Source organism: Nostoc sp. (genome assembly GCF_036917515.1).
Taxonomy (GTDB): domain Bacteria; phylum Cyanobacteriota; class Cyanobacteriia; order Cyanobacteriales; family Nostocaceae; genus Nostoc.
In genome coordinates, this window is sequence record NZ_JBALDE010000021.1 from 16,659 (window position 1) to 41,453 (window position 24,795).

Annotated in this window: 14 protein-coding genes; 12 read left to right on the forward strand and 2 right to left on the reverse strand. The window is 42.4% G+C overall.

The window, feature by feature from the left end; all coding sequences use genetic code 11:
• Positions 1 to 203: 203 nt before the first annotated feature.
• Both V7K89_RS02170 and V7K89_RS02175 read right to left on the reverse strand, forming a co-directional pair.
• Positions 204 to 4,754 (reverse strand): two-partner secretion domain-containing protein, encoded by a 4,551-nt coding sequence (locus tag V7K89_RS02170; protein ID WP_335184112.1) that lies wholly within the window; start codon positions 4,752 to 4,754, stop codon positions 204 to 206.
• A 158-nt stretch (positions 4,755 to 4,912) separates the two neighbouring features.
• A complete protein-coding gene (locus tag V7K89_RS02175) occupies positions 4,913 to 9,109 on the reverse strand; it encodes a two-partner secretion domain-containing protein (protein ID WP_335184113.1) in 4,197 nt (1,398 codons plus the stop codon).
• A gap of 312 nt (positions 9,110 to 9,421) precedes the next feature.
• Here V7K89_RS02175 and aroF point away from each other — a divergent pair, with 312 nt between their 5' ends.
• The 12 genes from aroF (at position 9,422) to V7K89_RS02235 (ending at position 24,726) form a co-directional block, all read left to right on the forward strand.
• The gene (gene aroF, locus V7K89_RS02180) at positions 9,422 to 10,531 is read left to right on the forward strand and encodes a 3-deoxy-7-phosphoheptulonate synthase (protein ID WP_335184114.1); all 1,110 of its coding nucleotides are present in this window, start codon (positions 9,422 to 9,424) and stop codon (positions 10,529 to 10,531) included.
• Positions 10,532 to 10,777: 246 nt separating this feature from the next.
• A complete protein-coding gene (locus V7K89_RS02185; protein ID WP_335184115.1) occupies positions 10,778 to 12,484 on the forward strand; it encodes an HAL/PAL/TAL family ammonia-lyase in 1,707 nt (568 codons plus the stop codon).
• Between the two features lie 86 nt (positions 12,485 to 12,570).
• The gene (locus V7K89_RS02190) at positions 12,571 to 14,025 is read left to right on the forward strand and encodes a cytochrome P450 (protein ID WP_335184116.1); all 1,455 of its coding nucleotides are present in this window, start codon (positions 12,571 to 12,573) and stop codon (positions 14,023 to 14,025) included.
• Positions 14,026 to 14,089: 64 nt separating this feature from the next.
• On the forward strand, positions 14,090 to 15,610 hold the full coding sequence (locus tag V7K89_RS02195; protein WP_335184117.1) for a class I adenylate-forming enzyme family protein: 1,521 nt from the start codon (positions 14,090 to 14,092) through the stop codon (positions 15,608 to 15,610).
• 64 nt (positions 15,611 to 15,674) lie between these two features.
• On the forward strand, positions 15,675 to 17,528 hold the full coding sequence (locus tag V7K89_RS02200) for a ScyA-related TPP-binding enzyme (RefSeq protein WP_335184118.1): 1,854 nt from the start codon (positions 15,675 to 15,677) through the stop codon (positions 17,526 to 17,528).
• Between the two features lie 141 nt (positions 17,529 to 17,669).
• Complete coding sequence (locus V7K89_RS02205) at positions 17,670 to 18,815, forward strand: 3-oxoacyl-ACP synthase III family protein (protein WP_335184119.1); 1,146 nt, start codon at positions 17,670 to 17,672, stop codon at positions 18,813 to 18,815.
• Positions 18,816 to 19,152: 337 nt separating this feature from the next.
• Positions 19,153 to 19,812, forward strand: a complete 660-nt coding sequence (locus tag V7K89_RS02210; RefSeq protein ID WP_335184120.1) for a PEP-CTERM sorting domain-containing protein — start codon at positions 19,153 to 19,155, stop codon at positions 19,810 to 19,812.
• Positions 19,813 to 19,984: 172 nt separating this feature from the next.
• Positions 19,985 to 20,605, forward strand: a complete 621-nt coding sequence (locus V7K89_RS02215; protein ID WP_335184121.1) for a PEP-CTERM sorting domain-containing protein — start codon at positions 19,985 to 19,987, stop codon at positions 20,603 to 20,605.
• Between the two features lie 58 nt (positions 20,606 to 20,663).
• Positions 20,664 to 21,056, forward strand: coding sequence for a chorismate mutase (gene aroH, locus V7K89_RS02220; RefSeq protein WP_335184212.1), 393 nt, complete (start codon positions 20,664 to 20,666; stop codon positions 21,054 to 21,056).
• A 67-nt stretch (positions 21,057 to 21,123) separates the two neighbouring features.
• Complete coding sequence (gene tyrA / locus V7K89_RS02225) at positions 21,124 to 22,323, forward strand: bifunctional chorismate mutase/prephenate dehydrogenase (RefSeq protein ID WP_335184122.1); 1,200 nt, start codon at positions 21,124 to 21,126, stop codon at positions 22,321 to 22,323.
• Between the two features lie 107 nt (positions 22,324 to 22,430).
• Positions 22,431 to 24,137 carry a multicopper oxidase family protein gene (locus V7K89_RS02230; RefSeq protein WP_335184123.1) on the forward strand — a complete coding sequence of 569 codons (1,707 nt, stop codon included), beginning with the start codon at positions 22,431 to 22,433 and terminating at the stop codon, positions 24,135 to 24,137.
• 73 nt (positions 24,138 to 24,210) lie between these two features.
• Positions 24,211 to 24,726: a hypothetical protein gene (locus V7K89_RS02235; protein WP_335184124.1), complete on the forward strand. Its 516-nt coding sequence runs from the start codon at positions 24,211 to 24,213 to the stop codon at positions 24,724 to 24,726.
• Positions 24,727 to 24,795 lie beyond the last annotated feature (69 nt).

A 24,795-nucleotide genomic window follows, 5' to 3' on the forward strand; every position in this document is an offset into this window, starting at 1 on the left:
AATCGAGCGATCGCCACGCTTGAATAAACTATACAGTAATTCTCATTATCAGAATGATTACTCACCGCTTGCTCCCATACAGAAGTTAATCATACAGTTTTCTGAAATGAGGCGATGCCTACGGCGGGCTACGCCTACGCATTCGTACATTCTCCAAATATCAATACTGCACGCAAACAAGCACAAAAGGTGGATGTGTAAGATTAATTAGAACATTCTCGACTCAATAGCAACTGCCCATTATCAAGCCGATATAGACCTTGCGGTTCGACAATCGGATCGCCTTTTTTCCAGGGACGGGATGTAGTTTCTACACCTCTTACTTCACCAGTTGTGTAGTTAGAAACCAAAACCCCAGGACGATTAGTGGTAAAAGCACCAGAACCTGTAATGGTAAAAGAGTTTTCTTGTCGCTTTGTGCCGCGTGAAATGCAACTATTGGCGATGAGTGCGTTGGTGTCGATGACTGGGGGTAATTCGGTGAAGCTGTTTAGGATAGAACTGGTATCGGGTGCGTTAATATTGATCAGACCTGAAACGCCTAGTTCAGAACTGGCTGTAATATCACTTTTTTCAGTTGGCTTTGTCCGCGACTCGATACCGAAGATACCTTGCGAGTTAATTTCGACGTTTCCACCGCGTCCTTTAAAGGCGTTGGCGCTAATGTCGCTGTTTTCTTTGGGGATGGCGACGATGAATTTTGAGTTGATATTGATATTACCGCCATTGCCACCTTTAGCAGCGGTGGCTGAAATGATACTGTCTCGACGTAACAAGATTAAGTTTGCGTCATCAATATTAATACTACCACCATCTTGGGATGCAGTTTCGGCGATAATATTAGCGCGACCGCTCAATTTTACTGTATCGGCTTTGATATCGATATTGCCTGCAATACCACTACCTTGACTATTGACTGATACCTGAGCGCGATCGCTCACGTTTAATTGTCTAGCATTCACTTGAATATTGCCACCTTGACCGGAAGCGCTGCTAGTAGTGTTAGCAAATAATCCACTTGCAGATCCTTGTTTTTCGCCAGAGAAGATTATGCTATTACTATTTAGAGTTATATTACCTGCTTGTCCACTGCCTGCCGCCGTTGTAATAATTCGTCCACCTTGGGTAGCTTCAAAATTATTTGCGTTAATCGTCACATCTCCGCCACGAAAAGCCGAAGTCGTTTGAGCATTGACTAAACCGCCATTACTAACACGGAAAGAATTTGTGTTAACAGTTATTGTTCCCCCTCGTCCGCTTGCATCGTCATTTGTTGCAGTAGACAATAAACTCGAAAATTCAACTCTACTAATTCCATCTACAACAACAGCATCACGAGCGTTAATAGAGATATTTCCAGCCCTACCTAGACCAGATGTAGAACCACTGAATCGTGCGCCATCTTCAACGAATAGCGAACCTGTATTAATGCGAATGTTGCCACCATTACCTTTACTATCATCGGCAACAACGCTGAAAACAGCAGTAGGATTTATATCCTCAAATTGTCCAAACCCAGAAGCAAGAAAACTGTCACGAGCATTAATAATAATATCTCCTGCATCCCCTCGCCCAAAAGTACTCGCTTGGAGTTGGGCACCATTTAGCATGGATAGCGCACCTGTATCAATGCGGATTGTTCCACCTTTACCATCACCAAACTCTCCAGGATTAAGAACACTTCCCACAATATTTGAGATAACTGCCCTACTATCTAATGAAACGCGATCGCTTACATTAATAAAAATATTGCCAGAATTACCTTTTCCTTGTGTCAAAGCTTGTAATGTTGCATTATCTCTCATGAATAGGTTTCTAGCATTGATGCGAATATCTCCTGCATTACCAATACCACTACTTTCAACACTGCTAGAAATTCCAGTGGAAATCCGTGTTCCTTCTTGAAGCCCAAGTTCTGAAAAAGATACATCCCCACGGGTGTTGATAGTTACATCTCCTGCATTTCCCCGTCCCAAAGTATTAGTTAGTAACTGAGAACCATTAGTCATAGATAAAGATTCGGCTTCAATGCTGATTGTCCCACCATTTCCTCTGGCGTTTGTTCCTACTAAACTAGAAATAACAGAGGTTTTATCCAGGTTCACTTGATAAACAGCATTGACTGATATATTACCTGCATCACCTTCTGCATAAGTGTCACTGAACAGGGCAGAACTATTAGAAAGTGAAAATGCTCCACTTGTAACATTGATAGTCCCTGCGTCACCTTCTCCATTAGTGATGGTTTTGATCTCACCTTCATTTGCAAGAGTTACTTGATTGCGTGCTTGAATTTCAATATTACCTGCGTTGCCTTGTTTTGTTGTGATCGTACTTAGGCTTGCACCATCAGCAACAACTACTGAGTCAGCACTGATACGAATATTCCCGCCATTCCCTTTCCCTTGTCTTTCGGCTGTACTTAAAATGCCACTATAAAGATTGAGATCGGGTTTACCCCCGGTAAATAAAACAGTGTCACGTGCGTCAATAATTACATCTCCTGCATCACCTTCACCAAAGGTGCTAGTATCCAGTTGAGCAGCACCAGCGATAGACAGTGAACCTGTAGAAATGAGAATATCTCCACCGTTGCCGATACCTTCATCATTAACCAAACTGCCGATCGCAGCGTCGTTATCTAAAGAAATGCGATCGCCTGCTTTTATCGTTATATTTCCAGCATTACCCCGTCCGTTGGTAGTAGTTCGCAGTTCAGCATCATTATTCATTAATAATTGATTGCCAGCATTAATTGTAATAGTGCCAGCATTACCCTCTCCATCAGTGCTAGCTTTTATTTTTACCCCATCAGCCAGCTGTGATAATAGTCTTGTGTCGATGTTGTTTGTATTATTAACCCCATCTGGACTCGCACCCATAACGACTTTTGAATTAGGATTTAATGAGATATTATTGCCTGCATTAATCAGAATGTTACCTGCATTACCTCTAGCATTTTTTTCTACACTACTGCTAATTTCACTAGGCAATACATAAATAAGTAAGCCTTCTGTACCGCTATCAATAACATTTTGAACAGCCCCACCATCAACTATTACTGAATCACGAGCTTTAACAGTTATATTGCCTGCATTACCTTGGTTTTTAGTGAGTGATTGTAACCCACCTCCATTGGTTAAGAATAGCGATCCAGTGTTAATGCTAATGTTACCTGCATTACCAATTCCTTCCTCTTCAACGGTAGTAAAAATAGTACTACCATTGCTAACTTTTTGAGTCACTCCATCTATAGATACTGTATCTCTTGCATTGATAATGATGTCACCAGTATTACCGCGTCCAAAAACACTAGTATCGATTTTGCCGCTATTTGTAATAGACAAAGAACCCGTATTAATCTCAATATTTCCACCTTGTCCAAACGCCTCGTTTTCGACAGTGTTAAGAATAGCGCTAGGGCGTAACTGAGAATTCACCCCATCTATAGAAACGCGATCGCTAGCATTGACAATTACCTTACCTCCATTTCCTTGTCCAAAGGTACTAGCATTCAGTTTTCCACCCCCAGTCACCGAAAGATTGCGCGTTGTAATATCAATATTGCCAGCATTACCTTCGGCCCCCGTTTCCACAACGCTGAATATCCTGCCTCCATTTAAAGCAATATCATTGTTAGCTTTGACAACAACACTACCAGCATCACCTTTGCCCCAAGTGCTAGCGCTAATATAACCAGAATCATTATCAGTAACAGACATTGAATCTGTACTAATGCGAATATCGCCACCTTTACCAATAGCATTAGGAAACACCCAATTTATAATAGCAGTCTGGGGAGCGATTTGTAATTTTCCTGTAGTGTTGATTGTGATATCCCCAGTTTGACTATTAACTGTTCCTAATCCGTAATAAATACCCGCTTGTATTGTGCTGCGTGAAATATCCAGATTGCCAGCATTAATTGTGATACTTCCACCATTGTTAGCTGCTACATCTATTAAAGAATTTGCAATATTTATATTTGCCCGTGCAAGGTTGTCAGGTAAGCTGAGACTGCTATCTGAATTTATCCCTATTGTTCCCGTTCCGCTAACAGCAGCAAGTTCAAGCCGTCCACCAAAAACCTCTAAAGTGCTTCCATTTAATCCAATATCACCACTAACCAAAGCCAGATTTTTTCCTGGTGCTACGCCTAAAAGAGATTGGTTAGCAGTTATAACACCACTCTGCTGTTGAGCAAACAACAAAGCCGAAGGATTAATAGTCAACAATGGCGATGCTTCGGGATTTGTCGCACTAAAATTTCCCTGGTTTCTAAACTGTACCGCGTTTGCAGTCGTTCCCACAAAAGAACCCTGCACATCTAAACTGGCATTTTTCCCAAACATAATGCCATTGGGATTTATCAAAAATAAATTCGGGCTAGAAGTACCAGATGTACCGAGTCTCCCCAAAATTTCTGAAGGGTTATTACCTGTCACCCGTGCCAGAATATTTTGAATATCTGCGCTAGGACTCAAGAAATATGCTCCCCGTCCCTCGCTGATATTAAATTCTTGAAAGCTGTGAAACAAATTGATTTGGCGAATCGCACCACCTGTAATTACTTCTATGGGTTGCCCCTGAAAGTTGCCTATAACTTGAGAGGACTCAGCCCCAAGTGTGTTATCAGGCACGATATTACTTTGCTGTGCCTGGCTTTCGCTAGTGAGGAGACTTACACTTAAGCAGCCCAGCAACCCTGCCAATCCGAACTGCAAACACCTGTTTAATCCGTATTTGATCGTCATAGGGTGCTATTCATATAGATTATTTGAGTATCTAATAAAACTGCACCTTTGGACGATAAACAAGCAAATATTCGTTAATTATGCAGTTTTCTGCAATTCGCACATTCTCCAAATATCAATACTGCACGCAAACAAGCACAAAAGGTGGATGTGTAAGATTAATTAGAACATTCTCGACTCAATAGCAACTGCCCATTATCAAGCCGATATAGACCTTGCGGTTCGACAATCGGATCGCCTTTTTTCCAGGGACGGGATGTAGTTTCTACACCTCTTACTTCACCAGTTGTGTAGTTAGAAACCAAAACCCCAGGACGATTAGTGGTAAAAGCACCAGAACCTGTAATGGTAAAAGAGTTTTCTTGTCGCTTTGTGCCGCGTGAAATGCAACTATTGGCGATGAGTGCGTTGGTGTCGATGACTGGGAGTAATTCGGTGAAGCTGTTTAGGATAGAACTGGTATCGGGTGCGTTAATATTGATCAGACCTGAAACGCCTTGTTCAGAACTGGCTGTAATATCACTTTTTTCGGTTGGTTTTGTCCGCGACTCGATACCGAAGATACCTTGCGAGTTGATTTCGACATTTCCACCGCTTCCTTGAAAGGCGTTGGCGCTAATGTCGCTGTTTTCTTTGGGGATGGCAATGATGAATTTTGAGTTGATATTGATGTTACCGCCATTACCACCAGCTTGGGCCGTGCCTGCGTTGGTGGAGATTTGACCACCACGCCGCATTAGAAGTAAATCCCTAATTACCAGCTTAATATTACCCCCATTGCCTGATGCTGATTCAGCGATGAATCTTCCCTGTTTATCTAAAGTAACTTTGGGCGAGTTAACTTCAATATCACCTGCAACACCAAAGCCTGAAGAACGAACAAAGAAACCACTATTAGCATCATCTTTAGGAAACCTTTTAGGAAGTTGAGCTTCTGTATTCTCAGGATTTATGTAGGTATCTGAAACAATTACTTGGTCTTTAGCATTGACTATAATCTTACCTGCATTACCACCTCTTGTGGTAGTTGTAATAAGTTGCCCACCATTACGAGCTTCCACTATTCGTGCATTGACTGTAATATTCCCACCATCACCAAAATTATAAGTTCTTGCGTCTAATAAAGCACTATCGGACATACGAAAAACATCAGTATTTACGGCAATATTGCCACTATTACCTGAAGTTTCAGTATCTGTAAAGAATCCACTGGAACTGCCAGTGATTGAATTAAAACCAGAAATCTTAACACTGTCAGTTGCATTAATCTGAATATTTCCAGCTTTAAGGTAATTGCTAATAAATTCAAAAGCATCTACAAAAGGATTTCCAGGAGAAGTAATTTCTACACCAGCATAAGCTCCACGGCTAGTGGTAACAAATTGAGCGCCATTCGTTAATGAGAGAGAGTTCGCTGTAACATTGATTTCTCCACCATTACCTAATCCTTCACTTTCTATAGAACTAAATATAAAACCATTTGAAAAAGACACAGAATCCTTGGCTTGTATGAAGACGTTGCCTGCATTTCCTTCTCCAGAGGTACTAGTCGAAATTCTGGCATCATCGGTTACAGATAACGAGGCAGAGGATATATTAATGTCTCCGCCTTTACCAACCGTTCTTCTTCCTAAGTCGCTTATAATTCCACTTGGCTTTCCTTCTCGGATTCCTGTGATTGCAACTGCACCGATGACATCGATATTAACATTACCTGCATTTCCCTGCTTGAATGGCTGTCTAACAGAACTGTCATCATTATTGTTAATAGAGGTTAACAATTGAGCGCCATCACTAATGGAGAGTGAAGCTGCCTTGATGTTGATATTGGCACCATTACCCTCACTTTTTGACTCTACGTTGCTGAAGATGCTAGTATTACTTCCTGAAATTGAAACAGAACCAGAAGCACTGACAAACACATTTCCTGCATCCCCACGTCCAAGAGTACTAGAAGCTAATTGAGCGCCATTGTTTAACGAAAGTGAGCCAGTAGCGATCTTAATATCACCTCCCTTGCCCATAGCTCCTGGCATTACAATGCTCAAAATTCTGCCATTCCTATCAAAGGAAACTTTATTGCTAGCATTAACTATTACCTGACCTGCATTTCCTTCTCCAGAAGTACTACTGTCTAACAAAGCATTATTAGTAACAAACAGAGAGTCCGTGGTGATGTTAATATCACCTCCTTTTCCTGTGGCTGTTGATCCAACATTGCTTCGAGCTGTGCTATTGAATCCATCCCTATGATTGCCATCAAAGATGACTGTGTCACGAGTATTAATTGTTATGTTACCTGCATTCCCTTTGCCATTGGTACTAGTACTCAGTGCAGCACCATTTGTGATAGATAGTGACCCAGCAGTTATGCGTATCTCACCACCATTGCCTTCCGCTCCTCTTAATACCCGACTGAGGGCAGCACTATTGAGTCCATTGCTCCCCACACCATCAAAAACGACTCTATCACGAGCATCAATGCTCACAGTACCTGCATCTCCTTGCCCAAGGGTGCTAGCAGTCAAAAAAGCACCATTTGTCACAGATAATGACCCTGTGGAGATGTTAACGCCACCTCCCTTGCCTACCGCTCCTGCTCCTGATATGCTAAAAACCGCACTGGCTGATCCATCAAAATTCACTGTATCGCTAGCATTAATGGTTACATTACCAGCATCTCCCTGACCAAAACTGCTGGCACTCAATTGTGACCCGTTGTTCACAGAGAGCTTTCTAGTGTTGATGTTTATCGTACCTGCTTTCCCCACTCCTCTAGCATCTACAAGAGCAAAGACTTCGCTTCCCACATCCAAGAAGGCTATATCACTGGCGTTGATATTCACATTGCCTGCATCTCCTCGTCCACTAGTAATGGCATATAGTCCTGCATTATTAGTGACAAAAATTGAGTCAGTGGTGATATTAATGCCACCAGCTTTACCTACCGCTCCCGTCTCTGCACTACTAAAGGCAGCACTAGCAGCTCCATCAAAGCGTACTGTATCGCTAGCATTAATGGTTACATTACCAGCATCTCCCCGTCCAAAAGTGCTAGCACTCAGTTGTGAACCATTTTTCACAGACAGCGACCTGGCATTAATGTTGACATCGCCGCTTTTTCCTACTCCTTCAGTTGTCGTTAGGCTAAAAGCATTAGCCCCATCAAATAAAACATTTTCACGAGCATCTATAATGATATTTCCCGCATTCCCTTGTCCTAAATTTGAGGCAGCAAGTAGAGCGCTATCCTCTAATGTAAGGGAACTAGAATTTATGGTAATATTACCTCCATTGCCTTTTGCTCCCAAATTCACAAAATTATAAATTCCGCTCCCAACTCCAGCAACTTTGATTTCTCCGGTAGCATTAAGTGTAATATCACCTGCAACAGTCTCAGGTGTACCCAAATCTTGCCCAATGCCAGCAATCAGTACACTTTCTTCTAAAATATCTATATTACGAGCGTTGACTATGATGTCTCCACCATCACTAGCACTTACATTTATATTTGCAGCATTTTTGAGAGACACATCTGCCCGCGTAACATTCTCTGGAAACGTTAGACTGAAATTATTATCATCTAGCTGAAGATTAATATTTCCAGGAGCAGACAATCCTCCTAACTCAACTCGACCACCATAGGCTCGCAATCTGCCACCATCCATGTTAATGTCGCTACCTACAAGCAGTAAACTCTTTCTATCTGGCACTCGTAAACCAGATGCATTTATGCCTGAAGGAGATATTCCTGCTGGTACAATTGAGTTATTTTGAATTGCCGCATTCTTATTAATCTGATTAAAAAATAAAGCCGAAGGATTAATAGTCAATAATGGTGCGGTTTGGGGATTTGTGGCACTAAAAACACCCTGATTACCAAACTGTACTCCGTTCGCAGTCGTCCCCACAAAAGAACCCTGCACATCTAAACTGGCATCTTTTCCAAACACAATCCCATTAGGATTTATCAAAAATACATTAGGATTAGAACTACCAAATGTGCCGAGTCTCCCTAAAATTTCTGAAGGGTTATTACCTGTCACCCGTGCCAAAATATTCTGAATATCTGCGCTAGGACTCAAGAAATACGCCCCCCGTCCCTCGCTGATATTAAATTCTCCAAAGCTGTGAAACAGATTGATTTGGCGAGTTGCACCACCCGTAATTACTTCTATCGGTAGTCCCTGAAAGTTGCCTATAACTTGAGAGGACTCAGCGCCAAGTGTCTTGTCGGGTACGATATTACTTTGCTGTGCCTGGGTTTTAGCAGTGAAGATACTTGCACTTAAGCAGCCCGCTAACCCTGCCAATCCAAACTGCAAACACCTGTGTAATGCGTATCTTATCGTCATAGGGTGCTATTCATCATGATTATTTGAGTATCTAATAAAACTGCACCTTGGGACGAGAAACAAGCGAATATTCATTAATTATGCAGTTTTCTGCAATCAGGCGATCGCACTCGTGCATTTTCCAGGAATGAAAACTGCACCCAAACAAGCAGAAAAGGCGGATGTGTGGCATGAATATGTCGGATATTGTGTAATTCATCGGCAACAGTAAAACTACTGACTGCTAATTAGTCCCTTGATTTTTCAGCTAAGTAATTACACAACTTCAGCTTTTTACAAATTAATTGCAAATTTTAGGAGGATGTGAAAACGATGATTATCGTCATGAAATCTGGTTGTCCTCGACAAGAAATTGAATTACTATTGACAGAACTTTCGCACTGGAAGATTGTCCCAGAAATCTCTGTAGGAAAACACAAAGTAGCAATTGGTTTGATTGGCGATACAACGGAAATCGACGTGCAGCAAGTGCAAAATCTAAATCCTTTTATTGAGCAAGTGCTGCGGGTAAAGAAGCCATTCAAACGAGCTAGTTTAGAGTTTCGTTATGGTGAACCCAGCGATGTAAAGGTGTCTACACCCTCCGAAACTGTCACCTTTGGTCAAAACCATCCTGTAGTCGTAATTGCAGGCCCCTGTTCTGTCGAAAGCGAGGAGATGATTGTAGAAACTGCGCTGCGAGTCAAAGCCGCAGGTGCAAAGTTTCTCAGAGGAGGTGCTTACAAACCACGAACTTCACCCTATGCTTTCCAGGGACATGGAGAAAGTGCTTTAGACTGGTTAGCAACAGCTAGATCGGTTTCTGGCTTGGGTATTATTACTGAGGTAATGGATGGGGCTGAATTAGAAATGGTGGCATCAATCGCAGACATCCTGCAAGTTGGTGCCCGCAATATGCAAAATTTTTCCCTTTTGAAAAAAGTCGGTGCAACAGGTAAACCTGTGTTACTCAAACGTGGTTTGTCAGCCACTATTGAAGATTGGCTGATGTCTGCTGAGTATATTTTGGCAGCAGGAAATCCGAATGTGATTTTATGCGAACGGGGCATTAGGACTTTTGACAGAGAGTATACACGCAATACTTTAGATATATCTGCAATACCTGTTTTGCGTAGTCTGACTCACCTGCCAATTGCTGTTGATCCTAGTCACGGTACTGGGAAATCAGAATTGGTGACACCAATGGCAAGGGCTGCTTTAGCAGCTGGTTGTGATTCGCTAGTGGTTGAGGTTCACCCTAATCCTCAAAAAGCCCTTTCAGATGGGCCTCAGTCGCTCAATTTTGCCAACTTTGAAGAATTTATGAGAGAAATGGCTCCCTTGGGCAAATTCTTTGGTCGCTGGCAAGAACAGAAATACACAAAAAGTATCGAAACTAATTCTCTACTCCCCTTACTAAATTGGAAGATTGGAGTTCTTTAACAAGAGAGGCAGGAGCAAATACTGCCTGATGCTGGCAGACTCGCTACCGCTGCACTATCTGTCTCTTGCGGCGACCTTTCGTGGAGCTTGCAGGTTTAAGTCCCTCACCAAAATCTCCGATTTGGTGGATTGGAATTAGATGGGGTTGAAGCCTCGCCTGATCAAATTCCAACCTCTTGCCTCCTGTCTCCTGCCTTCTTCATTAATTGTCAAGGTTGAAAACTTTAGTCATAAACTCTCAAAAACATGGATACTCTTCGCTTAAGTAAAAACACTGCTAACAAAACTGTCTTTCCTTTTGTGTATGGTTCTGATGAGACTGTAATTGTAGGCGATCGCAATCTCACTGTTGAAGAAGTAACTAGTGTAGCGCGTTATGGCAAACAAGTACGTTTAACTGACGATCTGGAAAAATTGGCTAATATCCAAGCATCCTGTGATTTTATTGGTCATGCAGTTAAATCTGGCGAACCTATTTATGGGGTGACAACTGGTTTTGGTGGTATGGCAAATGTGGTGATTTCTCCTGAATCTGCAGCTTTACTACAAAATAATTTGATGTGGTATCACAAAGTAGGTGCAGGAAAAAAATTATCTCTGGCTGATGTTCGGGCTGCAATGCTTCTACGTGCAAACTCGCACATTAGTGGTGCATCGGGGATTCGTTTGGAAATCATTAAGCGGATGCTGATATTTCTCAATGCTGGTGTTACACCTCATGTCTGCGAATATGGTTCAATTGGTGCTAGTGGTGATTTAACACCTTTAGCATATATCACTGGGGCATTGATTGGTTTAAATTCCAGCTACACCGTTGACTTTAACGGTGAAGAAATGAATGCACTAACAGCACTAAAAAAGCTCGGTTTAGAACCATTACAACTACTTCCGAAAGAAGGGTTGGCGATGATGAATGGTACATCAGTGATGACAGGTATCGCCGCCAACTGTGTCTACGACACCAAAAATCTTTTAGCATTAGCAATGGGCGCTCACGCCTTAGCTATTCAAGGTTTAAATGGGACTAATCAATCATTTCATCCATTTATCCATAAGCTTAAACCACATTCAGGACAAAAATGGGCAGCTAACCAAATGCTCAACCTGTTGACAGGTTCACGGTTAGTTCGAGAAGAGTTAAATGGTTCTCACAACTATCGCGGTGAAGATCCGATTCAAGACCGTTATTCACTGCGTTGTTTACCTCAATATATGGGGCCAATTGTCGATGGACTTGAACAAATTCAAAAACAAATTGAAGTAGAAATTAACTCTGTAACTGACAACCCGCTCATCGATGTAGAAAACCAAGCAAGTTATCATGGTGGTAATTTCTTAGGGCAGTACATTGGCGTAGGCATGGATCAATTGCGTTACTACATTGGGTTGTTAGCTAAACATCTAGATGTTCAAATAGCCTATTTGGTAGCACCAGAATTTAACAATGGGCTTTCTCCATCTTTAGTTGGTAACAAAGAACGGAGTGTAAATATGGGTTTGAAGGGATTACAAATTACTGGCAACTCGATTATGCCTCTGTTAACCTTCTATGGAAATTCCATAGCTGACAGATTTCCTACCCACGCAGAACAATATAACCAAAATATCAATAGTCAAGGTTTTGCGTCAGCAAATTTAGCGCGTCAATCTGTAGAAATCTTTCAACAATATATAGCGATCGCCTTAATGTTTGGTGTGCAAGCAGTTGATTTACGCACATATAAAACTGTTGGACATTATGATGCCCGTGTCACTCTCTCACCTGCAACCAGAGATTTATATCTTGCAATCCGCGATGTAATTGGACAAGTGCCTTCTCCTGACAGACCTTATATCTGGAACGACCACGAACAAGCTCTAGACGAACATATTGCCAAAATTGCAACTGATATTGCCAATGGTGGACAGATTGTGCAAGCAGTTAACCATCTTTTGTTGACTTTGAACTCTTAATACCAATGATGCACGCGTTAAACACTAGATGCAATCTCAATCTCTAATTAACAGTCATAATTTTTTCAAATTGGAGAGAAAATACAATGGTTAAACAAAGCATTTACCAAGATGTACTTAAAAAGCCTCCTGGCCCAACAGCTTTTCCGATTATTGGCTGCTTTCCACAAATGTCAACAAATCCGTTGCAATTCCTCACCAATTCAGCGCGTAAATATGGTGGTGTTGTCCATCTGGGGTCAATCGGCCCGCAACAACTTTACTTGATCGCCGACCCAGATTGTGTGAAGTATGTCCTGCAAGAAAATCCTCAGAATTATACAAAAGGTCAAAATTTTCAGGACATGAAACTGGTAATTGGTGAAGGCTTGGTAATTAGCGAGGGTGACTCATGGCGTTCTCAGCGTCGTTTAATGCAACCATCTTTTCACCGCCAGCAAATCGTCGCAATGGTCAATGACATGACCGAGCTTACTGCCCAGATGGTAGAACGTTGGAAAAAAAAACCCGCAGGTGCAACCCTCAATGTCTCTGAAGAGATGCTCGTGCTGACACAGAAGATTCTCCTGAAGACGACTTTGGGTGTCGATGCTGATAGCGACACTAGCGAATTAATTCAGGCTTGGAATACTATCTACAAATTCCTGAGCGATCGCTTATGGGCTATCATCAAACTGCCTATTAACTTCCCTACGCCAAAAAACCGCCAGTTTCAACAAGCAATTAACACCCTCCGCACAATTGCCAACAACATCATCCAACAACGCAAACAAGGCAATCATACCACTCATGACATACTTTCAATGTTCATGAGTACTCAGGATGAGTCTGGTAGAAAATTGAGTGACCAGCAATTACATGACCAGATAGTTGGACTCTTCTCTGCTGGATTTGAGACTTCAGCTGTAACACTTGGCTGGATCTGGTACCTGCTTTCCAAATATCCCACTGTGGAACGCCAGTTACAAGCAGAACTAACTACGGTATTGGCTGGAAGAACCCCGACCTTTGAGGATCTGCCGCACCTGAAATATACCAAAATGGTCGTCCAGGAAGCAATGCGACTTTATCCGGGTGCTTGGGTTTATGCCCGCAACAACTTAGCCGATGATTTGATTGGCGGCTATCATATCCCAGCTGGCTCCATGCTTTTGTTTAGTCCGTTTGTCACGCACCGCCTTCCTGCTTTTTGGGATAATCCTGAAGGCTTTGATCCTGAGCGATTCACACCAGAACGTTCTGTTAATCGTCCGCGTTATGCATACTTTCCTTTCGGCGGCGGTCAACGTCAATGCTTAGGTGACATATTTGCATTAACGGAAATTCAGTTGATTATAGCAATGGTGTGTCAATGTTTCCGCCTCAATCTACTGCCTGAACACCCGGTTGAGTGCCAGCCATTGCTAACTCTGCAAACACGCAAAGGCATCCTGATGACATTGCAGCCACGAACTGAACTTGATAACGTCAGTCAGCTAAATACTCAAAAGACATTATTAACACTGAATTCTGACTGGAGATCCTCTGCTTCTAAGTTCTGAATTCTTCTTATCAATCACTATTGAATTAGACGAAGGTAATCAATTTGAGTGAGTCTTTTTAGCTATGAATATTGCTCATCATATCGAGCGAGGTTATCAATTCTATCCTGATAAAATCGCTCTGATATTTGAAGATAAATCTTTTACTTACAAACAGCTTAACCAACTAGTAAATCGTCTTGCGAATGGCTTAAGTGGATTAGGAATTAAAAAAGGCGATCGCGTAGTTTTGTTTTTGCCAAATATTCCAGAATTCATCATTTCTTATCTTGGCATTCTCAAAATCGGTGCGGTTGTCGTTTCAGTCAACGTCATGCTGAAAAGCAATGAAGTTAGCTATATTCTTAATGATTGTGCTGCTAAGGCAATAATTACCACAGAGTCACTCGTTGAAAATGTACCAGAGGCAGATTTACCCGAACTGCAACACATTTTAATTGCAGAAGGTAGCGCCAAAAAGGGAATGACTTTAGCGAAACTGATGGAAAGTGCTTCTGGCAATGCAGATGCTATTGAAATGGATCGCTATGCTCCTGCTAGCATCGTTTATACATCGGGAACAACAGGTTTTCCTAAAGGAGCGACACTTTCTCACGGCAACATAATTTCTAATATGTATTCCCAAAACCGTTGTTGTGGAATGCAACCAGATGACCGATTACTACTTTACTTACCATTATTTCATTGCTTTGGTCAAAATGCTATTCTCAACGCAGCATTAAACGTCTGTGCCACAATTATCCTAAAACGTCGATTTGATCTTGAGCAAATACTGAACGCGATCGCTACTCATCAAGTAACAATGTTCTTTGGAGTACCAACGGTATTTATCAATCTTCTAAATAGTGATTTATCTGGCTACAACCTCAATACTGTGCGTTACTACTTTTCAGCCGCCGCACCGATGCCAATTGAAGTTGCCCAAACTTGGCGGGATAAATATGGAAAAGTGATTAATGAAGGATATGGTTTAACTGAAACATCACCATGTGCATCTTATAATCACGATTTGAAATACAAACTCGGTTCCATTGGCGCTCCAATTGAGAATGTAGAAATGAAAGTTATTGATGATAATGGTCGTCAGGTACAGCTTGGTGAATTGGGTCAGATAGTAATTCGAGGGCCTAACGTCATGCTTGGTTATTGGAATCGCCCATTTGAAACTGCGGAAGTAATTAAAAATGGCTGGTTCCATACTGGTGATATTGGTCGGGTAGATGAAGACGGTTTTTTCTACATCGTTGACCGCATGAAAGACATGATTAATGTGTCTGGATTTAAGGTATATCCGACTGAAGTTGAAAATGTGATTTATCAACATTCCTCTGTTGCTGAGGTAGCTGTATATGGCGTTAAGGATGCTATCAAAGGTGAGAGAGTTCAGGCAAATATTATTCTCAAGCAGGGCAACATAATTAACAAAGAACAAATCCTCAAGTTTTGTTCTGAAAGAATGGCAAAATACAAACTGCCCTCTGCTATTAATTTTGTAGATTCCCTACCAAAAAATCCAACTGGTAAAGTTCTAAAACGAGTTTTACGCCAGCAATCAAGCTCTCAATTAGCTGCTGTTAATAACTAAATGCTAGCTTGAACCACGTAATCAATAAAGCTAAAAAATCAACAAATAGGAATTAATTTTGACAATGGTGAATACTAAATCTATCAACAAAAACGCTAATTCTTCTCAAGCTTTGGGAACAAAAATTAACCCTCCATCTAATCAAATTTTATTTGAAACTTCAACTGGATCTTCTATTTTCTCTCCGGCATCGCTAAATGAAAAATCGCCAGAGTCAGAATTAACCCCTACGGTTGCAGAGGCTCTAGTTGAGATCCTGGAAAATTTGGGAGTTAACTACGCATTTGGTGTTTCAGGAGGTGGTATTGGGCCATTATGGGCAACATTAAACCGTAGCAACATCGAATTGCTTCACTTCCGTCATGAATCAGGAGCAGCTTTTGCCGCTACCGAGGCTTATTTTGCCAGCGATCGCCCCGTCGTGGTATTCACTACTACAGGCCCTGGTATCACTAACGCTCTGACTGGGCTTTTTGCTGCACGAGGGGAAGGAGCAAAGGTAATTTTTTTGTCAGCTGCAACCTCAACTGGAAATCGCGGGCGGGGAGCTTGTCAAGAAACCAGCGCCCACACAATGCCTTTCTCAGGAATTTTTACCTCAGGCCCACTATTCAATTACGCAACCATATTAGAGTCTGGAGATCAACTACCAGAAATTTCTCGCAGACTTGCCCAAGGTTTAACACAACCAGGCAGCTTTGTAGCTCATATTAGTGTTCCAACGCCAATACAAACGACACCATTAAAAGTACAGTTACCTCAATCAGTGTTTTCTCAATCTGTACCAACTGCTAGTGAAGAAGCGATCGCTGAATGTGTAAAGTTGTTATCAGCAGAATCTTTTGCTATCTGGGTTGGCTTCGGTGCGCGACACGCCGCAGAGGAAATCCGCCAGTTGGCAGAAAAAACTGGAGCGGCGGTAATGACATCACCCCGCGCCAAAGGCATTTTTCCAGAACATCATCCCCAATTTATCGGTGTCACAGGCTTTAGTGGGCATTTATCTGTTCTGAAATATATGCAGGAACAACGACCACAACGCATACTAGTGTTGGGAACACGCCTTGGTGAGCCGACTTCATTCTGGAGTCCGGCAATGATTCCTGTTAATGGGTTCGTCCATGTTGATATCGACTCACAAGTTCCAGGAGTGGCTTATCCATCAGTAGAGACTCTTGCTGTCCACTCGGAAATCAAAGCATTCCTCAAAGCTTTATTAAAACACCTTCCAGAGCGTCTTAATTGGTTTCCCACTTCCTCACTACCCCGTCCTGAAACCTATACAAATACTCAGCGCCCAAATGGCTTAGTGCGACCTGAAGCACTGATGGATGCAATTCAACGGCTGATTATTGAGGGCAGCGATGCCTCAGTTTTAGCTGAAGCAGGTAACTCTTTTGCTTGGGCAACTAATTTACTGCGATTTAACCAACCAGGTCGTTACCGGATTAGTACTGGTTTTGGGTCTATGGGTCATGCTGCCACTGGGGTAGTTGGTATGGCATTGGGACGAAAAGGTAAAGCCGTTGCGATTGTTGGGGACGGAGCAATGTTGATGAACAATGAAGTCAGCACAGCAGTGAAATTCGAGATTGCATCAGTCTGGATTGTACTCAACGATGGACGCTACAATATGTGCGCTCAAGGAATGGCATTGCAGGGGTTAAGTGGGAACGTCCCTATAGATACGGAGATACCGAGTACTAATTTTGCTGCGATCGCTAAAGCTATGGGAGCCGATGGCATCTGTGTTAATACTGAATCTGACTTGGAATTAGCTATAGAAAAAGCACTTGCTTCTACTATTCCATTCATTGTTGATGTCAAGATTGACCCAACCCGACCCGCACCGATTGGAGGTCGCATTCAAAGTCTGATTAAGCAAGGAGCCATAGAAGCCAAAACAGCCCGTTCCTAAATCCGTACATCTAATCAGGACAAGGGGACAAGAAGAAATTTCTCCCTTGTCTCCCCCCTCTCCCTTATCTCCCTTAACTGAACCGTATTGAGTCTTATTCCATTGTGTAACGCCAAAAACAAAATCAAAAGGAGATTTGTCATGACAACATTAGAACCAGTAGGTATTCGCGCAGTCTCAGTTAACTTTCCTAGCATCATCCGCACAAACGATTACTACAGAGAAAATTTCCCCAAGATGGTTGCTGAGGCTGAACAAAAAACCCTAGCTAAACTTTTTGTACCCGATAAAGCCACTGTTGATAGTGACGACGATATCTGGTCACAAGAAGTCGCACCGTATATGTCAGACCCCTTTCGTGGTACTGTCGAACGAAGGGTATTAGCTACCGATGAGACTTCGCTCTCACTAGAATATCGCGCTGCTATCGATGCTCTCGAAGCTGCAAAGCTATCTCCTGAAGACATCGATCTGATGCTCGTTACTTCATTGTTTCCAGAGCAAATCACACCTGGTAATGCTGCCTTTCTCGCTGGGAAATTAGGACTACAAGGTGCGGCGTGGAATATAGAATCAACTTGCACTTCAGTGTTGGTTTCGCTTCAGACGGCCTGTTCTTTGGTGCAAACGGGACGGTATCGCAATGTGTTAGTGGTTGTCTCAACTACATATTCACGCTATACCGACGAAAATGATACTCTGGCGTTTTTATCAGGCGACGGTGCTGGAGCTTTTGTAGTTGGTAAGCTGAAACCAAATCAAGGTATTCTCGGTACGAAAATTGCCAATACTTCTGCTACCTGTGGAGCTTTCTATAATGAATTCACCACCGATAAGCATGGCTACGTCAAAATGTTCATCCGAGGCGGCAAGGGTGCAAGTAAGATGTTCAACGAGACGACGGTGAAGTTTATTCGTCTATGTTGCCACGGTGCGATCGCTGATGCTGGACTCACCTTAGATCAAATCAACTTTTTTGTTTTTAATACACCCAGCGCTTGGTATTCACGAGTTTGCATCCGCGCTTTAGATATCGAACCAGAGCGTACAATCAACATCAATCCCCTGTATGCCAATATTGGGCCAACCTTTCCCGTTGCTAATCTGTATCATGCCGCCCACGCAGGTAAAATCCGTGAAAACGATTTAGTTCTCGTCTATACAATGGGTTCGTCATCTAATGCTGGTGGCTGTGTAATGCGTTGGGGCGATGTCGCGCTAGGCCCTGCTCCCGCTCCCTCAGTCAGCCTTTCTCAACCAAAGGATAGAATTCTGATCCGTCACTAGAATTGTAGTTCTATATCTATAGGACTTACGCACCCTCTACGAATTCTTTTCTTCTCTACGAGAGGCTGCGCCAACGAGACGCTCCGCGTTCGCGTAGCGTTCTAAAGAAAAGGTATCTTGGCGGTTCGATAAATTAAGCTTTTTAGCAAATTTTGCGTAAGTCCTATCTCAATTTGAGATTGTGCATAAAACTGTATTGCTATTCCTTTCACAATACAAGGATTATGTACATACAGATGGTACTTTTGCCGATAACGCGTAGGCGTAGTCCGCCGTAGGCATCGCTTACCAAACAATAAAATTCCCAGCATTCAAGTTATATTGCGAGATAACTAAAATGGCTTTGTTGAATAAATTCTCGATGGCTTCTGCTATCAGCGTCACAGCATGTTTAGTTTTAGGAATGGTTGGCATAAATCCAGCCGAAGCTGCTCTTTTTAAATTTACTTTCGAGGGTGAAGGAGCAAATGGTTACTTTATTTATGATGACTCAGCTAATAAGATAGAACCTCTTGGGCCGAACTTTCCTCTTGCTGAGTATGATGGCTCAGTGGAAAAGTATTTTGTTAATGTAGGGAATATTCTGGCTCAGGGAACAAAAGGAGCGCAGCAAGATATACATGATGAGGCCAGAAATATTGTTTATCTTGGACGTGCTGGTAGTTTGGGCTACGATGGTGCCATTGATGACTTTATTCTTTACGTTCCTCCGGCTGCTCGTGGGCAGCAATACGGTTTATCAATTCGCTTTAGTTATCCAGAGGGAAGCTTTTCAGATTCTGTAGTCCTACGAACGAGCCTACCTGACACGGCTAGACTCAGAGTTTATCCATACTGGGACTTTCCTAATACAACGGGAGACTACACCTTTGAAGGAACTGTTAAAACAAAAATCGAGCAAATTCCTGAACCTGCATCAGTGTCTGCATTACTGGGAGTAGGTGCTTGGTTTCTCTTCCGTCGTCAGCGCCGACAATTATTATCTACACAGGATTAATTACACCGAGCCAGTTTAATATATTTAGGTCAAAAAAGAATGCAACAAATAGACCATTTGTAGAGATGCAATTCATCGCGTCTTTAGCCAAGGATGTGTTGCAATCATTAATTTAATTGGTATTAGTTTTAAGAACTAATTTGACAATCAATCTTTTAGAAAGGTAATAAAAATGGCTCTACTGAATCAATTATCGCTTCCTGCTATTTCAAGCGTAGTAGCATTAGTCGTGTCAGTAACATTAAGCATAGATACCGCTCAGGCAGCATTGTATAAATTCACTTTCGAGGGTGAGGGAGTGAACGGTTACTTTACTTACGATGACACTACCATAGGGTTTGCAGATTCACCGAACGCTACCGGATATTTTGAAGGTGGATATGATTATAAATTTGACTTAGGCGAGAAGGGAGTTTTTCAAGGAACTATTGGCAATCCGATTGTTTTTTTACCCCGTCTAGAAGATGGTATTACAGCACCTGAAACCGACGATTTTCTTTGGGAAGTACTCGCTTCTCAACGGGAACCAGCATCCCCCTTCGCTTTGGTGAACTATTTTCATTACCCAAAGGGTTCATTTGAGGGATCTACCGCTATACGAACAACAGTCCCAAGTACTGCAATCCTTGATGTCTATCCAAATGTGGACTTTCCTAATTCAATAGGCAACCTGCTGTATACAGGAACTGTCCAAACCCGAATTGAGAAGGTTCCTGAACCTGCATTGTTGCCTGCATTGTTGGGAGTAGGCGCTTGGTTTATGTTTCGTCGCAGACACAAATTAAGTACTTAAGGATCAAATCATTATGGATAGGCTCACATTTCTTACACATACATCTCAACAAACTAATATGTCAGCGACACTCCAAAAATGGCGGGTGCGGGGACTCAGGGGTGCAACTACAGTTAGTCACAACTCATCACAAGCGATCGCCGAAGCTGTGGATGAGTTATTGAATGCCTTAGAAGTCAACAATCCGCTAGATCCTGCCGAAATCGTTAGTGTCACTTTTTCCGCTACTCCTGACTTAGATGCAATATTTCCCGCTGCAGTAGCGCGTCGTCGTCCGGGGTGGGAGCAAGTTCCTCTGTTGGATGTGCAGCAAATGCAGGTAAACAGTAGCCTGAAGTGCTGTATTCGAGTACTAATTCATTTTAATACTTCTATGCCTCAGAATGCATTACGCCCGATCTACTTGCGCGGTGCTGCACAGTTACGCCCAGATATAGCGGTATTCAGTTAGGTGTAGCCCGCCCTTAGACATTGCTCTTCGATGTGGCAAACAAATTATAATATATTTGAAAAGTCTTATGCTTCCAGAAAAGCTGAAAGAAATTGACCAACAACTCATTGATTTACTAAGTAAAAGAATTGCAGTTTTGGCTGAATCACAATCCATTTCTTTAGAGGAACAAATTACTAATTTTGCATTTGACTTGGTGCAGGCTGGTGTTCCAGAATCGATGTGGCAAAACCTGGTTACAGGTTGTAGCTCTGCTGTTGCTAGTGCATTTTCGCCTCCAACTAAGACCAAGCCACGACGGGTTACTCTAGTTGGTGGACGAGGGATAATGGGGCACTTCTTCCAGCAGAAGTTATCAGCCGCCGGTCACTACGTCAGTATTCTTGATCAGGGTGATTGGGAAAAAGCAGAATCTCTGTTAGAAAAAGCAGATTTAGTTTTAGTCTGCGTTCCGATTGAACAGACAATAGAGGTTATTTATAAGCTTGCTAAATACCTTTCTCCGACTACTGCTTTAGCTGACATTGCGAGTATTAAAACTTCAATATTACAGACTATGCTTGAGGAGCATAGTGGGCCTGTAATGAGCTTGCATCCAATGTTTGGCCCAGGTATCAAATCGTTCTTGTCTCAAAAAGTTGTAGTCTGTTCTGGTCGTGGAGACGACGCCTTCCAATGGCTTCTGGATTTGATTCAAAATGATGGTGGCAAACTGATTTTATCTACACCAGAAGAACACGACAAAATGATGATTGCTGTTCAAGCAATCCGTAACTTTAAAACCTTTTGTCTTGGAGTTTTTCTAGCAGAAGAAGAAATTGACATCCGTCGAAGCTTGAATTTTTCTAGCCCAATTTTTCGTCTAGAAATTGATATAGTTGGCCGCTTATTCACTCAGTCTGCACCTCTGATAGTAGATATTATGCTTGCTACATCAGAGCGCCGTGAAGCTATTAAACGATTAGCGGTCACTTGTAATCGGTTAGCGCAATTAATTATTCACAACGATCGAGATAGCCTGATTCGGGAGTTTAAAACAACCCATAGCATTTTAGGAGAAGAAATGAGCTCTGCTGTAGAGGAAAGTACTCAGATGATTAACACCCTGAGCACACTCTTAGCAGCTAGGGATATCGAACAAAAACAACCATATTTTGTTAGTAAACAAAGTGCGATGCCTTCTCTACGAGAGGCTTCTCTTTCAGAGACGCTAACGCGAACGCCAACGGTGGGCGTAGCCATCGCTAATCAACCCATAGCATCATGAGCCGATAAGAGTTTCAGAGAGTTCTTGCATAAATCCAAGACTTTGTAGACTCAACGCTAATTTTTACAATACAACCAAAAATGTTAACTAGAAAGCAATTTTTAACGATGAGTGCAGGTTTAGGATTAGGAATTCTGCTTCCCGAAGTAATCAAAGCCAAGAAAACCTATGCAGCCTCGCCTCGACTCTCAAAATTTACCGAGTCTCTGCCCATTTCATATCCGATTTCACCACCTAGTACCTTAGATATTGCGCCAGGTAAACATTCGTTCCATAGCAGCTTAGGATCTTTTCCCACTTGGGGTTACGGCGGATTGTCTTATCTTGGCCCCACTTTCGAGGTAACAAGGGGAACGCCAGTTAGGATTCGGGCATTCAACAAACTCGGTACTCATCCATTAGCTGGGTCAGTCGATACAAGCTTACATGGTGTGAATGCGTCCGACATAACTAACCCACGGACAGTCATACACTTACACGGCAGCAATACCGAACCTGACAGCGACGGTTATCCAGAAGACACATATCTGCCCGGACAGAGCAATGTGTACAACTACAACAACAATCAAGAAGCAGGGACACTCTGGTATCACGACCATTCCCTTGGCATGACCGCTTTGAACCTCCAAGTCGGTCTAGCTGGAATGTATCTGATTCGGGATGATGACGATCCCATTGGTGGCAATGGCCCTCTTGGTATCCCTGCTGGAGCGCCCTATGAAGTGCCCTTGATACTACAAGATCATTCGTTCAATTCCAATGGTTCAATGTCCTTTCCAGCAAAATGGGATCATGAGTTTTACGGTGATGTTGCTGTCGTCAACGGCAAGGCTTGGCCAAACCTCAATGTTGACCGAACTTTGTATCGCTTCCGCATCGTCAACGCTTCAAACTCCCGATTCTTCAGACTTAAGCTGTCGTCAAATCAGCAACTAATTCAAATTGGCTGTGACGGAGGATTCTTGAACACTCCAGTATATTTGTCTAAGCTACTGCTCGGGCCTGGTGAACGAGCTGATGTGCTAATCGATTTTTCTACAAGTCTGCCAGGAGATAAGATTATATTGCAAAATGACGCTCCTGCACCGTATCCCAAGGGCTTGGCTACGGTCATTGACCAGGGTTACTTTAAAATGCCAGAAATCATGCAGTTCACAGTGAATCGAGGCCCTGCTGTTTCTAAAGCTATTCCCACACGGCTGCGAGTTAACAATCCATTGATAACAAAGATTGCTACCAAACCAGTAAGACAGCGCAACCTGGTTCTAACAGATATTTTGAACTCTAACTTTCAGGTGTTAGCGATGATGCTCAACGCGGTTTACTGGCATGAAGCAGCCAACCACCCAGAATTGAGGGAGCAACCACAAGTAGACACAGTAGAGCAGTGGAACTTCATCAATCTACAGCCATTCGCCCACACAATGCATTTGCATCTAGTACCATTTCAAATCCTCAACCGCCAATCAATTAATGATACTGCCTACTCTGCAGCATACAGGGCTACTGGGCCACGTCAAGTACTTATGCACCATGCACCTGGTGGGGATAAAGTGCCATTCGGTTATCCACCACTTGATCCTACCCCCTATTTAAAAGGTTTAGCAAAACCACCAGCAGCGAACGAAGCTGGTTGGAAGGATACTGTGGTAGTCAATCCGTTTGAGGTTGTTCGTCTAATAGTTCCGTTCGGTGCTAAGGCCACAGCGAATTTACCTTTTGGCAATTCATTTACTGGACGCTTCGTGTGGCACTGCCACATGCTTAATCACGAGGATAACGACATGATGCTACCCTTTGACGTGCTACCGTAGCCCTTGCCAACAGCTATTAGTTACACAAATAAGTAGTCATAAAAAATCCTTGTTAATAATGGTTTGAAATAAAATGAAAAATGGAATGAATTTTGACAAAAAGCTTGCAGTTACCATCACTAGTACGGTCTGCCTTTTAACAACTACAATGGCTCCTGTTTCAGCCGCAATTTTTAATTTTTCTTACTCTGGTGCGAGTGTACTTGACCCAAATGACATTGTTACAGTCGCAGGAAAATTAACAACTAGCCCCTACGATTCAGCTACAAATAGTTATGAAATTATAGATATTACTGGCACAAGAAATGGCAACCCAATAGAGTCTTTATTATCTCCAAGATTATTTCTTGACAATGACAATCTCTTATTCGTTGAAACTCTGGCATTAGATGAATTTGGATTTGCTTACACCGTAGGAGGGGCGTCATATAATGTATTTCATACTTATGACTACTTAGAAATAGGCGATCAAGGTTATTATACAGGTTATCCCCTTAATTCTTTTTCTATAACACCTATCCCTGAGTCTTCGTTAATGTTAGGTCTACTAAGTATAACTGTTTTAGTGGCTATCAAAAAAAAGAAATAGTAGACTAGCTCATTTAAAAAACTCGATAATCCCAATTTGGGCATTGCTGATTCAGGTCAAATGGTAAAG

Excerpts from the sequence above, each read along its gene's own strand:
- V7K89_RS02170 (WP_335184112.1), bottom strand. The coding sequence starts at position 4,754 with ATGACGATCAAATACGGATTAAACAGGTGTTTGCAGTTCGGATTGGCA.
- V7K89_RS02235 (WP_335184124.1), top strand. The coding sequence starts at position 24,211 with ATGAAAAATGGAATGAATTTTGACAAAAAGCTTGCAGTTACCATCACT.
- tyrA (WP_335184122.1), top strand. The coding sequence starts at position 21,124 with ATGCTTCCAGAAAAGCTGAAAGAAATTGACCAACAACTCATTGATTTA.
- V7K89_RS02200 (WP_335184118.1), top strand. The coding sequence starts at position 15,675 with ATGGTGAATACTAAATCTATCAACAAAAACGCTAATTCTTCTCAAGCT.
- V7K89_RS02190 (WP_335184116.1), top strand. The coding sequence starts at position 12,571 with ATGGTTAAACAAAGCATTTACCAAGATGTACTTAAAAAGCCTCCTGGC.
- V7K89_RS02215 (WP_335184121.1), top strand. The coding sequence starts at position 19,985 with ATGGCTCTACTGAATCAATTATCGCTTCCTGCTATTTCAAGCGTAGTA.
- V7K89_RS02195 (WP_335184117.1), top strand. The coding sequence starts at position 14,090 with ATGAATATTGCTCATCATATCGAGCGAGGTTATCAATTCTATCCTGAT.
- aroF (WP_335184114.1), top strand. The coding sequence starts at position 9,422 with ATGATTATCGTCATGAAATCTGGTTGTCCTCGACAAGAAATTGAATTA.
- V7K89_RS02210 (WP_335184120.1), top strand. The coding sequence starts at position 19,153 with ATGGCTTTGTTGAATAAATTCTCGATGGCTTCTGCTATCAGCGTCACA.
- V7K89_RS02205 (WP_335184119.1), top strand. The coding sequence starts at position 17,670 with ATGACAACATTAGAACCAGTAGGTATTCGCGCAGTCTCAGTTAACTTT.
- V7K89_RS02230 (WP_335184123.1), top strand. The coding sequence starts at position 22,431 with ATGAGTGCAGGTTTAGGATTAGGAATTCTGCTTCCCGAAGTAATCAAA.
- V7K89_RS02175 (WP_335184113.1), bottom strand. The coding sequence starts at position 9,109 with ATGACGATAAGATACGCATTACACAGGTGTTTGCAGTTTGGATTGGCA.
- V7K89_RS02185 (WP_335184115.1), top strand. The coding sequence starts at position 10,778 with ATGGATACTCTTCGCTTAAGTAAAAACACTGCTAACAAAACTGTCTTT.
- aroH (WP_335184212.1), top strand. The coding sequence starts at position 20,664 with ATGTCAGCGACACTCCAAAAATGGCGGGTGCGGGGACTCAGGGGTGCA.